The organism is Cyanobium sp. T1B-Tous, assembly GCF_024345475.1.
Taxonomy (GTDB): domain Bacteria; phylum Cyanobacteriota; class Cyanobacteriia; order PCC-6307; family Cyanobiaceae; genus Cyanobium_A.
On record NZ_JAGQBE010000065.1, the window covers coordinates 1 to 12,063 of the forward strand.

A 12,063-nucleotide genomic window follows, 5' to 3' on the forward strand; every position below is an offset into this window, starting at 1 on the left:
GGAGCGCAGCCGCTCCAGCAAGGTCTGCTGTACCGCTGCATCGAGGTATTCGTAGACCTCGATGGCTTCGTCCTTTGGCAACAGCCGAAAGGCCAGGGCCTGCAGGGTGCGCGGCAAGCTGCCGATCGCTTCTGCCGCATCAACCTCCTGCACGGGGCCGAGCAGCAACTTGGCGCCGTCGTAGTTACCGGCCTCAAGCAGGCTTTCCAGCTGTTGGGCGACCACCTCGGCCACCTGAATCCCGTTGGCTTCGCTCATGGGCACCGCGACGCCGCAATAATGAGTTTATGGGTCGCAGCTGCCCTCGGCTCGCTATGGTCCGCCCACTTGATGACACCCGCACCAATGGCTATCTCCGTGAGCAATGTGGCCGTGCGCGACGCCAAAGGCGACGATCGCATTTTGGGCGAATGGGCCGGCAAGGTGCTGCTGATCGTGAACGTAGCCAGCCGCTGCGGCTTCACCCGCCAATACGCAGGCCTGCAGGCGCTTCAGGAGAGCTACGGCCCCCAGGGCCTGGCGGTGCTCGGCTTCCCCTGCAACGATTTCGGCGCCCAAGAGCCCGGCACGCTGCCAGAGATCCAGCAGTTCTGCTCCAGCACCTACGGCGCTGATTTTGAGTTGCTCGACAAGGTGGTAATGGCTGAAGAGCCCTACACCACCCTCAGCCAAAGCGAGCCCGCTGGCCCCGTGGCCTGGAACTTCGAGAAGTTTCTAGTGGGCAAGGATGGCACCGTGTTGGGCCGCTACAAGAGCAATGTGGAGCCCGATTCCGCTGAGCTGAAGGGCGCCATCGAAGCTGCCCTGGCCGCCTGAGCGGCAGACTCAACCCGCCGGCACCCAGCCACGGCGATCAGCGACCTGCACCTGCAACCAGCGCTGGCCGGAGCTGCCCCGCCAGCTGCGCAGCACCCGCAGGGGCTCACCTGGCCCAAGTTGCTGCAGGGCAGGCGCCCGTTGTTCAGGAGCGACCCGCAAAGCCACAGCACGAGAGGAAATCAAGGGATCGCTGGCGCTACGCCGCCGCACCTCATGGGGCCTCCGATCAGCCCCTCCGGCGGGCAAACCCACGGGGGTGATCAGGGCGAAACCCAGCAGGGCCGCCCAGCGCCAAGCTGCAGACGACTGCGTCATGCGGGTGCCCGCCATCAAATGTCGAGCTGAGCTAGATCGAGGGTGGCGCTATGAGCCTCGATGAATTCCCGGCGCGGGGCAACTTTGTCGCCCATCAGGATTGTGAAGATGCGATCGGCTTCGAGAGCATCTTCAATCTCGACTCGCTTCATCATGCGAGTGGTGGGATCCATGGTGGTTTCCCATAGCTGCTTCGGCATCATTTCGCCCAAGCCCTTGAAACGCTGGATCGTGTAATTCGCCTTTTCCCCAAACGATGCGATCGTTTTCTTGAGATCGTCTTCGTTGTAGCAGTAGGTGTGGTTCTTACCCCGCTCAACTTTATAGAGGGGTGGGCAGGCGATGTAGATGTAGCCACCCTCAACCAGGGCCCGCTGATAGCGGAAGAAGAAGGTGAGAATCAGGGTGCGGATGTGGGCGCCGTCGACGTCGGCGTCGGTCATGATCACGATCCGGTGGTAGCGAAGGTTCTTTTCGTCAAAGTCTTCGCCCTTGATGCCCAGGCCTAGGGCCGTGATCAAGGCCTGAATCTCGGTGTTTTTGTAGATCTTGGCGTCGTCGGTTTTCTCGATGTTGAGAATTTTGCCCCGCAGCGGCAGGATCGCCTGGAAGCGGCGATCCCGGCCCTGCTTGGCGGAGCCACCAGCCGAATCACCCTCCACGATGTAGATCTCCGACTCGGAGGGGTCACGGGAGCTGCAGTCGGCCAGCTTGCCGGGCAAGGTGGAGCTCTCCAGCACGCTCTTGCGGCGCACCAGCTCCCGGGCCCGGCGGGCGGCCTCTGCGGCGTTGAAGGCCTGGATCGCCTTCTCGAGGATCAGGTCGATCACCGAGGGGTTGAATTCCAGGTATTCACTCAGGGCTTCACCCACCAGGGTGTCGACGATGCCGCGCACCTCGGTATTGCCCAGCTTGGTTTTGGTCTGTCCCTCGAATTCCGGATCGGGCACCTTCACCGACAGCACGGCGGTGAGACCCTCGCGGATGTTTTCGCCCGCCAGATTGGTGTCGGCATCTTTGCGCTTACCGCGCTTCTTGGCAAAAGTGTTCAGGGTGCGGGTGAGCACCGTTTTCAAACCCTCGATGTGGGTGCCACCATCCACGGTGCGGATGTTGTTGGCAAAGCCGAGGATGCTATCGGAGTAGGCATCCACGCACCACTGCAGCGCGGCCTCCACCTGCACGCCTTCCTTCTCGGAATTGACGTAAATGATCTCGGGGTGGAGCGGATCCTTCTCCGCATTCATGTAGGCGACGTATTCCTTGATGCCGCCTTCGTAGAAATAGATTTCTTCGTGGGCTTCTCCGGCCGCATTGCGCGCCGCGGCGCGGTCGTCGCGGAAGACAATCCTCACGCCGCCGTTGAGGTAAGCCAGCTCGCGCAGGCGCGACGAGAGGGTCTGGTAATCGAACTCGATGCCGGTGGAAAAGATCTCGATGTCCGGCTTGAAGCACACCGCCGTGCCGGTGCGGCCCTTCTCGCCGGCCGCGGATTTCAGAATGCCGATCGGCGCACCGCGCTCAAAGCGCTGGGTGTGCACCTGGTCTTGGCGGTAGACGGTGACCTCAACCCACTCGGAGAGGGCATTCACCACCGACACGCCCACGCCGTGCAGGCCGCCGGACACCTTGTAGCCACCGGAGCCGAACTTGCCGCCGGCGTGCAGCACGGTGAGCACGGTCTCAAGGGCGCTCTTGCCCGTGCGGGGATGGATATCGGTGGGGATGCCGCGGCCGTTGTCGGTAACGGCGCAGGAGCCGTCGTCGTTGAGCACCACCAAGATCTGGTCGCAGTGGCCGGCCAAGGCCTCATCCACCGCGTTGTCGACCACCTCGTACACCAGGTGGTGCAGGCCCCTCGGACCGGTGGAGCCGATGTACATGCCCGGCCGCTTGCGCACCGGCTCCAGGCCTTCCAGAACCTGGATCTGCTCGGCGCCGTAGGCGGCCTGAACTTTGGTGGAACCTTGGCTTTCAGCGCTCATGCAGGAAGGTCTCCCCTGGGATTCGGCACAGGACGGCGGCATCCCGGGGCAAGTAAGGCGCGAACGGGCCCAAAAGCCCTTCGCACAAGGCAATTTACCACCGGCAACCCGGGGAGACACCCCCTGGCAAGGTGGACCCATGAGCCCCGTTGTGCCACCCACCCCGCCTGCTGATCAGCCGCTGGTGCTGGTGTTGCTGGGCCCCACCGCCAGCGGCAAGACCGACCTGGCGATCGCCCTGGCCCGCGCCCTGGACCTGGCGGTGCTGAATGTGGATTCGCGCCAGCTCTACCGCCAGATGGACGTGGGCACCGCCAAGCCCACGGCCGCCCAGCGGGCCCTGGCCCGCCATGAGCTGCTGGATCTGCGCGATCCCGACCAGCCGATCAACCTGCAGGAATTCCGCGCCCTGGCCGAGGCCCAGCTCCAGGCCGAGCTATGCCGCCCCCGCGCCAGCGGGCCTTCGGTGGCGCTCTTGGCCGGCGGCAGCGGCCTCTACCTGCAGGCGATCACCCAGGGCATGGAGCCGCCGGCGGTGCCGCCCCAGCCCCAGCTCAGGGCCCAGCTGGCGGCCCTCGGCCAGCCCCTCTGCCACCAGCTCCTGCGCCAGGGCGATCCGGTGGCCGCCGGCCGCATCGCCGCCGCCGATGCCGTGCGCACCCAGCGGGCCCTGGAGGTGCTCTATGCCACCGGTCGCCCCCTGTCGAGCCAGCAGGGGGCCACGCCGCCGCCCTGGCGGGTGCTGGAGCTGGGCCTCCAGCCCACCGACCTGAAAACCCGCATCGCCAGCCGCACCCGGGCCCTCTACGACCAGGGGCTGGTGGCCGAAACCGAAGCCCTGATGCAGCGCTACGGGGCGGAGCTGCCCCTGCTGGGCACGATTGGCTACGCCGAAGCCCGCCAACGGCTGTCGGGTGAGCTCAGCGAAGCCGAGGCGATCGCGCTCACCGAGCAACGCACCCGCCAGTTCGCCAAGCGCCAGCGCACCTGGTTCCGGCGCCGCCACCAGCCCACCTGGCTCTCAGGGCGCACCACGGCAGACCAGCTGGCCCAGGCCTTGCAGGAGGTCGAGCGCGTTCTAGGGTAAAGCGTTAGCGATTTCGCGATCCTTCACACCCCTGAATGCCTCCACGTCCCCGTTTTGACCGCCGTGCTCCCGTGCGGGAGCTGCCCAACATCAACGACCGCATCAGCTACCCCAACCTGCGGGTGGTGGATGCCGACGGCAGTCAACTGGGGGTGATCACCCGCGAAGAGGCCCTGGAAGTGGCCAAAGACCGGGAACTCGATCTGGTGCTGGTGAGCGAGAAGGCCGATCCGCCGGTGTGCCGGATCATGGACTACGGCAAATACAAGTTTGAGCAGGAAAAGAAGGCCAAGGAGGCCAAGAAGAAGTCGCACCAGACCGAAGTCAAAGAAGTGAAGATGCGCTACAAGATCGATTCGCACGACTACCAAGTGCGGATCGGCCAGGCGCAGCGCTTCCTCAAGGACGGCGACAAGGTGAAGTGCACCGTGATCTTCCGGGGCCGCGAAATCCAGCACACCGCCCTCGCCGAGGTGCTGCTGATGCGCATGGCCAAAGATCTCGAGGACAACGCCGAGATCCAGCAGCCCCCCAAGCGGGAGGGCCGCAACATGATCATGTTCCTCAGCCCCCGCAAGGCTGCCGCCCCCAAGGGCAGTGCCAAACCGGCCGTGAGCGCGGCTGCTGAGCAGGCGGGCTAAGGCGGCGCGAACTCCAGCGTTTCGGCGAACAGCCCCAACATCTGGCTCCAGCCTGCGGCCGCCGCTGCAGGATGAAAGTCGGCGCGGGCTTCGCACATGAAGCCATGACCGGCCCCCGGAGCCACGACCAGCGGCGGCTGGCCGGCCTTCGCCAGGGCCTCGCGGATGGCCGCCAGCTCCTCGGGTGGCATCAGGGGATCCTGGTCGCCACAGAAGCAGAGCAGGCGGCCAGCGATCTGGGGCAGCACCGCCAGGGTGGGCGGCCCGCCGCCGGGGCGATCGGTGGACACGCGGGCGCCGTAGAAATCGCAAGTGGCCGTCACCTCGGGCTGGGTGGCTGCCAGCAGGGCCAGGTGGCCGCCGAAACAGAAGCCCACGCAGCCGATGGGCCGATGCTCAAGGCCCGGCTGGGTTTGAATCCAGGCAATGGCGCTGCGGGCATCGGCCAGAAACTGATCCGCCGTGAGCTGGTCACGGTGGCGGCGGCCCTCCGCCAGGCCGGCGGCGTCGTAGCCCACATCCAGCTCGGGGGCCGTGCGCGAAAAAATCGGCATCGCCAGGGCGGCATAGCCCTCGCCCGCGAGCCGCTCAGCCACGCTGCGCACCCAGCCATTCACGCCAAACACCTCCGGCAGCACCAGCACCGCCGCTCGGGGCGCCCGATCGGCCGGGACGGCCCACCAGCCTCGCAGCGGCGGTGCGGACGGGCTGGAGAGCCGGTGCCAGCGGGCTTGAACGGGAACAGAGGACTGGGTCATGGGGTGGCGGCAGGGAAGTCGGGTGCTGCCGAAGCGGTGTCCTGAGTGTTGTACAGGCTGTACAGAGTTCAGGAGCACCGCCAACGCACCTCCCTCAAGCCAGTCAGAACAGCCCCAGCGCGCCCAACCGGCACAGGGTCGTATGCCAACGGGGGGATTGTCCCCTGGGCCGATGCTCCTTAAGGTGGCCACCAGCCCAATTGGCCCAACCCCGGCGTGCGATTCCACATCCAACAGGAAAGCGACATTCCGGCCTCCACGCAGCTCTACAACCAGATCTGCTTCGCCATTGCGGCCCGCCACTACCCGCCGGGGCACCGATTACCGAGCACCCGGCAGCTGGCGATGCAGACCGGCCTGCACCGCAACACGATCAGCAAGGTGTACCGGCAACTGGAAACCGACGGCGTCGTGGAGGCGATGGCGGGCTCGGGCATCTACGTGCGCGACCAACAGAAACCGCGCGAAATCAAGCCCCCGCCGGGCCCCCGCGGCCGGCCGCTGCCCGACATTGACCGCCAGGTGCGCCAGAGCGTCGATGGGCTGCTGAATGCGGGCTGCACCCTGCAGCAGAGCCGCGACCTGCTCACCCGCGAGATCGACTGGCGCCTGCGCTGCGGCGCCCGGGTGCTGGTCAGCACCCCCCGGGAAGACATCGGCGCCTCGATGCTGATCGCCGAGGAGCTCAGCCCCAACCTGCAGGTGCCGGTGGAGGTGGTGCCGATGGAGGAGCTGGCGGCGGTGCTCACCGAATCCAACAACGGCACGGTGGTGACCAGCCGCTATTTCCTCCAGCCGGTGGAGGAGATCGCCAAGCTCCACGGGGTGCGCGCCGTGGCGGTGGACCTCAACGATTTCCGCCACGAGCTCGACCTACTCAAGGAGCTGCGCCAGGGCAGCTGCGTGGGCCTGGTGAGCATCAGCCCGGGCATCCTGCGGGCCGCCGAGGTGATCCTGCACAGCATGCGCGGCAACGAGCTGCTGGTGATGACCGCCAACCCCGACACCGGCAGCCGCCTACTGGCCCTGCTGCGGGCCGCCAGCCACGTGCTCTGTGACCGTCCTAGCCTGCCGCTGGTGGAGCAGAGCCTGCGCCAGAACCGCGCCCAACTGATGCGCATGCCGGTGGTGCACTGCGCCCAGAGCTACCTGGGCGGCGCCACGATCGATGCCCTGCGCAAGGAGATCGGGCTGCTGGCGGCTTGATGGCGCCGCTGGCGGCTTGATGGCGCCGCTGGCGGCCTGCTCAGGCGTTAATCAAGCGGATGAAGAGATTCGAACTCTCGACCCTCTCCTTGGCAAGGAGATGCTCTACCACTGAGCTACATCCGCGGGTGTCGACCGGGCCGACTTGAGGATCATGCATGACGGGGGGCCCCTCGGTCAAACCTCGCAGGCTCCGGCAGGATGGCCCCATGCTCAAGGCCCTGCGCGCCGACCTGGCGATCATCAAGCAGCGGGATCCGGCGGCCCGGGGCACGCTGGAGATCCTGCTCTGCTACCCGGGCCTGCACGCCCTAACGCTGCACCGTTTCAGCCATTGGCTGTGGCGCGGACGCTTGCCCCTGCTGCCGCTCACAGCACGGCTGCTGAGCCAGCTGGGCCGGCTGCTCACGGGCATCGAGATCCACCCGGGGGCGCGCATCGGCCACGGCGTGTTCATCGACCACGGCATGGGCGTGGTGATCGGTGAAACGGCCGTGATCGGCAACCGCTGCCTGCTCTATCAGGGCGTCACCCTGGGGGGCACCGGTAAGGCCCACGGCAAACGGCACCCCAGCCTCGAGGAAAACGTGGTGGTGGGCGCCGGCGCCAAGGTGCTGGGGGCGATCACCGTCGGCGCCAACACCCGCATCGGCGCCGGTTCGGTGCTGCTGCGCGATGTGGCGGCCGACAGCACGGTGGTGGGCATCCCCGGCCGGGTGATCCACCAATCGGGGGTGCGCATCGACCCCCTGGCCCACTCCGCCCTGCCGGATGCCGAGGCCGGCGTGATTCGCAACCTGATGGAGCGCATCGACGCCCTGGAAACGGAACTGGCCCGCACCCAGGGCTGCCTGCGCGAACTGGCCGCAGGCCGCCCCCTGCTCGAACCCTGCGCCGGCGCCGCCCAGAACCTCAAGGACCGCGAGATCCTGGAGTTCCTGGGGGACAACCCCGGGAGCACGAGCTGAGGGGCCGAGGCGGCCCTCAGGCCGTCGCGCCCTGGGGAGCGGGTGCCGGCTGGAACATGAACATCGAATAGATCACGTTGCGGCGCATCTGGGTCATCATTTCGAGGAACATGTCGTAGCCCTCGTTCTTGTATTCGATCAGCGGATCCTTCTGGCCGTAGCCGCGTAGGCCCACCGATTCGCGCAGGGCATCCATCGCCTGCAGGTGCTCGCGCCAGAGGGTGTCGATCTGCTGGAGGATGAAATAACGCTCCGCTTCGCGCATCAGCCCAGGACGCTGTTGCTCGATCTGGCCCTCCTTGATGTCGTAGGCGTTGCGCAGCTGCTCCTGAAGGAAGGCCTTGAGCTCCTCCACCCCAAGGCCTTGGAGTTGATCCGGGGTGAGATCCTCGAGCAGGTAGATGAACTCCTTGGTTTTCTCCACCAGGCGGCTGAGATCCCACTCCTCCGGAGGTAGCTCAGGGTTCACGTAGGCCTCCACGATGTCTTCCACCGTGCGTTCGCCGTAGCCAATCACCTGAGCCTTGAGCTCGCGGCCCTCCAGCACCCGGCGCCGCTCGGCATACACGGCCTTGCGCTGGTTGTTCATCACCTCGTCGTACTCGAACACCTGCTTGCGGATGTCGTAGTAGTACGTTTCCACTTTCTTCTGAGCGCCTTCGAGCGAGCGGGTGAGCATGCCCGATTCGATCGGCATGTCCTCCTCCACCCGGAAGGCATTCATGAGGCCGGCCACCCGATCGCCGCCGAAGATGCGCAGCAGGTTGTCTTCCAGCGACAGGAAGAAGCGGGTGGAGCCCGGGTCGCCCTGGCGGCCCGCGCGACCCCGCAGCTGGTTGTCGACGCGGCGGGATTCGTGCCGTTCGGTGCCGATCACGTGCAGACCGCCAGCCTCTCGCACCTGCTGGTCGTTTTGCTTCACCACGGCGTCGTATTCCCCCTTCACCTGGGCGATGCAGGCGCGCAGCGCCTGCACCTGCGGGTCGTCGGTGGGGGCCTTCTCGGCCGCCTGGGCGATGCGATCCTCCAGTTCCAGCAGGGTGAGGCTGCGGTCGCCCCAGGCGGCCACCAAGGTTTTGGCGAGGGTGGCCAAAGCCTGTTCCGTCTCCTCGGTGAGGGTGCAGGGGTAGAGGCTGCCGAGGGCCCTGGCGTCGCGGCTGGCTTTCGCCGATGGGATCGGGCGGTGCTCGTTTTCCGGGCGCACCAGCTTGGGCAGCAACATCTCCCGCAACTTGAGGCGGGCCATGTAGTCGCTGTTGCCGCCGAGGATGATGTCGGTGCCGCGGCCAGCCATGTTGGTGGCGATGGTCACGGCGCCAGCGCGGCCCGCCTGGGCCACGATCTCGGCCTCCCGCTCCACGTTTTCCGGTTTGGCGTTGAGCAGGTTGTGGGGAATCTCCTGCTCGGCCAGCAGGGCACTCAGCAGCTCGGATTTCTCCACGCTGGTGGTGCCCACCAGCACGGGCCGGCCGCCCTGGTGTACTTCGGCCGTTTCCAAGGCGACGGCACGCCACTTGGCCGTTTCGGTTTTGTACACCTGATCGGTCCAGTCGGCCCGGGAGCGCACCCGGTTGGTGGGCACGATCGTGACTTCGAGTTTGTAGGTTTTTTCGAACTCCACTTCCTCGGTTTTGGCGGTGCCGGTCATGCCGGCCAGGCGCGGGTAGAGCAGGAAGAAGTTCTGGTAGGTGATGGAGGCCAGCGTTTGGGTTTCCGGTTGGATCTCCAGTTGCTCCTTCGCCTCGATCGCCTGGTGCAGGCCATCGCTCCAGCGGCGGCCTGGCATCACCCGGCCGGTGAACTCATCGACGATCACCGCATCACCGCCGCGCACGATGTAGTTCACATCCTTGGTGAACAGCTCCTTGGCCTTGAGGGCGTTGGTGATGAAGTGGGCCCAGGGGTCTTCGGGGTTGAACAGGTCGCTCACCCCCACCATCGCCTCAGCCTTGGCGTAGCCCTCATCGGTGAGGGTCACGTTGCGCTGCTTCTCATCCACCTCGTAGTCACCTTCGGGGTCGATGCCGTCCTTGCCCATTTCGGCAGAAGCCTCCAGCTGCTCCGCCACCTCGGCGGCGCGGCGGTATTTCTCCTGGGGGCGCTCGATCTGGCCGGAGATGATCAGGGGGGTGCGGGCTTCGTCGATCAGGATCGAGTCCACCTCGTCGATCACGCAGTAGTTGGGTGCGCGCTGCACCACCTCGGCGATGTCGTTCGCCATGTTGTCGCGAAGGTAGTCGAAGCCCAGCTCGCTGTTGGTGGCGTAGGTGATGTCGCAGCCGTAGTTGGCGCGGCGGGTGGCCGGGTCCATCTCCTGCTGGATCAGGCCCACCGAGAGCCCCAGGAAGCGGTGCACCTGGCCCATCCACTCGGCGTCGCGGCGAGCCAGATAGTCGTTCACCGTCACCACGTGCACGCCCCGGCCGGTGAGGGCATTGAGGTAGGCGGGCAGGGTGGCCACGAGGGTTTTGCCCTCGCCGGTTTTCATCTCGGCGATCTGGCCGTCGTGCAGCACCATGCCGCCGATCAGCTGTACGTCGAAGTGGCGCATGCCCAGCACCCTTTTGCCCGCCTCACGCACCACGGCAAAGGCCTGGGGCAGCAGCTCGTCGAGCAGGGCCCGCTCCCTGGCGGCATTGCCAGCCACCTGCCCTAGCTTCTGACGGAACTCACCCGTGAGGCCGCGCAGCTCGTCGTCGGAGAGGGGGGCAATCTCCTCCTCGAGCAGGTTGATGTCGGAAACGATCGGCTGGTAGCGCTTCAGCTTGCGGGCATTCGGATCACCCAGCAGGAGCTTGAGCATGGAAAGGGCCGATCAGCACTCTTCCCAGCTTACTAAGGCCAACCAAGGATCTCGGCCGCGCCTACACCCTCTAGTTATGTAAGGCTGAGGGGGCTGACTTGAGGCCGTTGAGCAGCCCGCTCCAGCCCATTCAGCTCCCTCACACCCTTGGTGTGGCCAAGCTCAGCCCCTACCCGATCCCATTAAGACGTTAAACATCACTTTTAATAGGAGGTCCGGTTGTTCAGAGCAACACGTGGTCGATGCAACTAAAACCGCCACAGCCCGGGGCCTACTAGCCCGCGCCGCACCTCCCTTGCCTGGACGATCCTCAGGTGCCTTGGCTTCCGCCGAGAACGAGCGCTAAGAACTGAGTTGGCAGCCGAGCAAGCCAAAGCAGGCCACCATTGAGGGCTCGCCTAAGACCGGCAGGAGGCACACCCTGGCACAAACATTCAATGAACTCAGCCCCCCTCCCCGTCCGCATCTACACCCCCGAAAGCCCCCTGGCGCATCCCGCCCAGCTCTGGCGAGAGATGCTCAGCGATCTTTGGGCCGGCCGCGAACTGGCCTGGCGGTTGGCGGTGCGGGACATCAGCGCCCAGTACCGCCAGAGCGTGCTGGGGGTGCTGTGGGCCCTGATCATTCCGCTGGCCAACACAGCAGTATGGCTGTTCCTCACCGGCACCAGGGTGGTGCAGGTGGCGGCTACGCCGACCCCCTACCCGGTATTTGTGTTCACCGGCACGCTGCTGTGGTCAATTCTGATTGATGCGCTGAATGCACCGCTGCAGCAGGTGAATGCCAACAAGGCCCTACTCGCCAAGATCAACTTCCCCCGCGAAGCCTTGATCCTCACTGGTATCTACCAAACACTATTCAATGCCGCCATCAAGCTGGGAATCCTGCTGCTGGTGCTTCCAGTCTTGGGGGTGCAACCGGGCTGGGGGGGCCTGCTGATTCCCGTAGGGGTGCTGGCTCTGGTATTAACAGGCACGGCTCTAGGTCTGGCAATCACACCGCTGGGGGTGCTCTATGGCGATATCGGCCGAGGCATCCCGCTGATCACCCAGTTTCTGATGTATCTGAGCCCGGTTGTGTTCCCCTTGGCCACCACAGGCTGGACAGGCACGCTGATGCGGCTCAACCCGCTCACGCCGCTAATCTTAAATGCCCGCGCTTGGTTCACCGGCCAACCTCCGCAGCTGCTGGGCGGATGGGCGCTGGCGGTTGCCGGCTCAGCGGTACTGCTGCTTCTGGTGTGGATGGTGTACCGGCTCGCGATGCCGATCTTGATCGAAAGGATGAGTGCCTGAGATGAGCGACGGCTTACTGGTGACATTAGAGAACGTGAGCAAGCGGTTCAGCCGAAACCTCAAGCGTTCACATTGGAATGGCCTGCAGGACCTGGGCAGCGATATCGGCAGCAGCAGCCATGGCAAGGACGGGGGGGGGGGGGGGCGGTGGGCCGCCCAGAAGCGCCAAAGTGCAGCTGCGGGGTT

The 12,063-nt window shown here is 65.6% G+C and carries 11 protein-coding genes and 1 tRNA gene; 6 read left to right on the forward strand and 6 right to left on the reverse strand.

The features are described from left to right. A partial coding sequence (locus tag KBY71_RS12445) for a magnesium transporter MgtE N-terminal domain-containing protein (RefSeq protein WP_396095430.1) occupies positions 1 to 258 on the reverse strand: 258 nt, incomplete at its 3' end. An 87-nt stretch (positions 259 to 345) separates the two neighbouring features. Here KBY71_RS12445 and KBY71_RS12450 point away from each other — a divergent pair. Beyond that, on the forward strand, positions 346 to 816 hold the full coding sequence (locus tag KBY71_RS12450; RefSeq protein ID WP_254929218.1) for a glutathione peroxidase: 471 nt from the start codon (positions 346 to 348) through the stop codon (positions 814 to 816). Between the two features lie 9 nt (positions 817 to 825). On the opposite strand, the gene KBY71_RS12455 is transcribed toward KBY71_RS12450, so the two are convergent. Beyond that, positions 826 to 1,149, reverse strand: a complete 324-nt coding sequence (locus tag KBY71_RS12455) for an SH3 domain-containing protein (RefSeq protein WP_254929219.1) — start codon at positions 1,147 to 1,149, stop codon at positions 826 to 828. Continuing rightward, positions 1,149 to 3,119: a DNA topoisomerase (ATP-hydrolyzing) subunit B gene (gene gyrB / locus KBY71_RS12460; RefSeq protein ID WP_254929220.1), complete on the reverse strand. Its 1,971-nt coding sequence runs from the start codon at positions 3,117 to 3,119 to the stop codon at positions 1,149 to 1,151. Before gyrB ends, KBY71_RS12455 begins: the two co-directional genes overlap by 1 nt. Before the next feature lie 139 nt (positions 3,120 to 3,258). On the opposite strand from gyrB, the gene miaA reads away from it, so the two are divergent. Then, a complete protein-coding gene (gene miaA, locus KBY71_RS12465; protein WP_254929221.1) occupies positions 3,259 to 4,206 on the forward strand; it encodes a tRNA (adenosine(37)-N6)-dimethylallyltransferase MiaA in 948 nt (315 codons plus the stop codon). 35 nt (positions 4,207 to 4,241) lie between these two features. Continuing rightward, entirely contained in the window at positions 4,242 to 4,847 is a 606-nt protein-coding gene (gene infC, locus KBY71_RS12470) for a translation initiation factor IF-3 (protein WP_254929222.1), read from the forward strand. Here the strand turns inward: infC and KBY71_RS12475 are convergent. Continuing rightward, positions 4,844 to 5,605, reverse strand: coding sequence for a dienelactone hydrolase family protein (locus KBY71_RS12475; RefSeq protein WP_254929223.1), 762 nt, complete (start codon positions 5,603 to 5,605; stop codon positions 4,844 to 4,846). The two genes, infC and KBY71_RS12475, sit on opposite strands and share 4 nt — an antisense overlap. Positions 5,606 to 5,821: 216 nt before the next feature. Between KBY71_RS12475 and KBY71_RS12480 the strand changes: the two genes are divergently transcribed. Further along, positions 5,822 to 6,811 (forward strand): GntR family transcriptional regulator, encoded by a 990-nt coding sequence (locus KBY71_RS12480; protein ID WP_190388575.1) that lies wholly within the window; start codon positions 5,822 to 5,824, stop codon positions 6,809 to 6,811. Between the two features lie 54 nt (positions 6,812 to 6,865). Here the strand turns inward: KBY71_RS12480 and KBY71_RS12485 are convergent. Further along, a tRNA-Gly gene (locus KBY71_RS12485) sits at positions 6,866 to 6,937 on the reverse strand. 83 nt (positions 6,938 to 7,020) lie between these two features. Between KBY71_RS12485 and cysE the strand changes: the two genes are divergently transcribed. After that, entirely contained in the window at positions 7,021 to 7,779 is a 759-nt protein-coding gene (gene cysE, locus KBY71_RS12490; RefSeq protein ID WP_396095435.1) for a serine O-acetyltransferase, read from the forward strand. Between the two features lie 16 nt (positions 7,780 to 7,795). On the opposite strand, the gene secA is transcribed toward cysE, so the two are convergent. Continuing rightward, on the reverse strand, positions 7,796 to 10,582 hold the full coding sequence (secA, locus tag KBY71_RS12495; RefSeq protein WP_254929225.1) for a preprotein translocase subunit SecA: 2,787 nt from the start codon (positions 10,580 to 10,582) through the stop codon (positions 7,796 to 7,798). A 437-nt stretch (positions 10,583 to 11,019) separates the two neighbouring features. Here secA and KBY71_RS12500 point away from each other — a divergent pair, with 437 nt between their 5' ends. Further along, complete coding sequence (locus KBY71_RS12500) at positions 11,020 to 11,877, forward strand: ABC transporter permease (RefSeq protein ID WP_254929226.1); 858 nt, start codon at positions 11,020 to 11,022, stop codon at positions 11,875 to 11,877. Positions 11,878 to 12,063 lie beyond the last annotated feature (186 nt).

What these genes read in the sequence shown, in the direction of transcription:
- KBY71_RS12450 (WP_254929218.1), top strand. Translation starts at nt 346, where the DNA reads ATGGCTATCTCCGTGAGCAATGTGGCCGTGCGCGACGCCAAAGGCGAC.
- KBY71_RS12455 (WP_254929219.1), bottom strand. Translation starts at nt 1,149, where the DNA reads ATGGCGGGCACCCGCATGACGCAGTCGTCTGCAGCTTGGCGCTGGGCG.
- gyrB (WP_254929220.1), bottom strand. Translation starts at nt 3,119, where the DNA reads ATGAGCGCTGAAAGCCAAGGTTCCACCAAAGTTCAGGCCGCCTACGGC.
- miaA (WP_254929221.1), top strand. Translation starts at nt 3,259, where the DNA reads ATGAGCCCCGTTGTGCCACCCACCCCGCCTGCTGATCAGCCGCTGGTG.
- infC (WP_254929222.1), top strand. Translation starts at nt 4,242, where the DNA reads ATGCCTCCACGTCCCCGTTTTGACCGCCGTGCTCCCGTGCGGGAGCTG.
- KBY71_RS12475 (WP_254929223.1), bottom strand. Translation starts at nt 5,605, where the DNA reads ATGACCCAGTCCTCTGTTCCCGTTCAAGCCCGCTGGCACCGGCTCTCC.
- cysE (WP_396095435.1), top strand. Translation starts at nt 7,021, where the DNA reads ATGCTCAAGGCCCTGCGCGCCGACCTGGCGATCATCAAGCAGCGGGAT.
- secA (WP_254929225.1), bottom strand. Translation starts at nt 10,582, where the DNA reads ATGCTCAAGCTCCTGCTGGGTGATCCGAATGCCCGCAAGCTGAAGCGC.
- KBY71_RS12500 (WP_254929226.1), top strand. Translation starts at nt 11,020, where the DNA reads ATGAACTCAGCCCCCCTCCCCGTCCGCATCTACACCCCCGAAAGCCCC.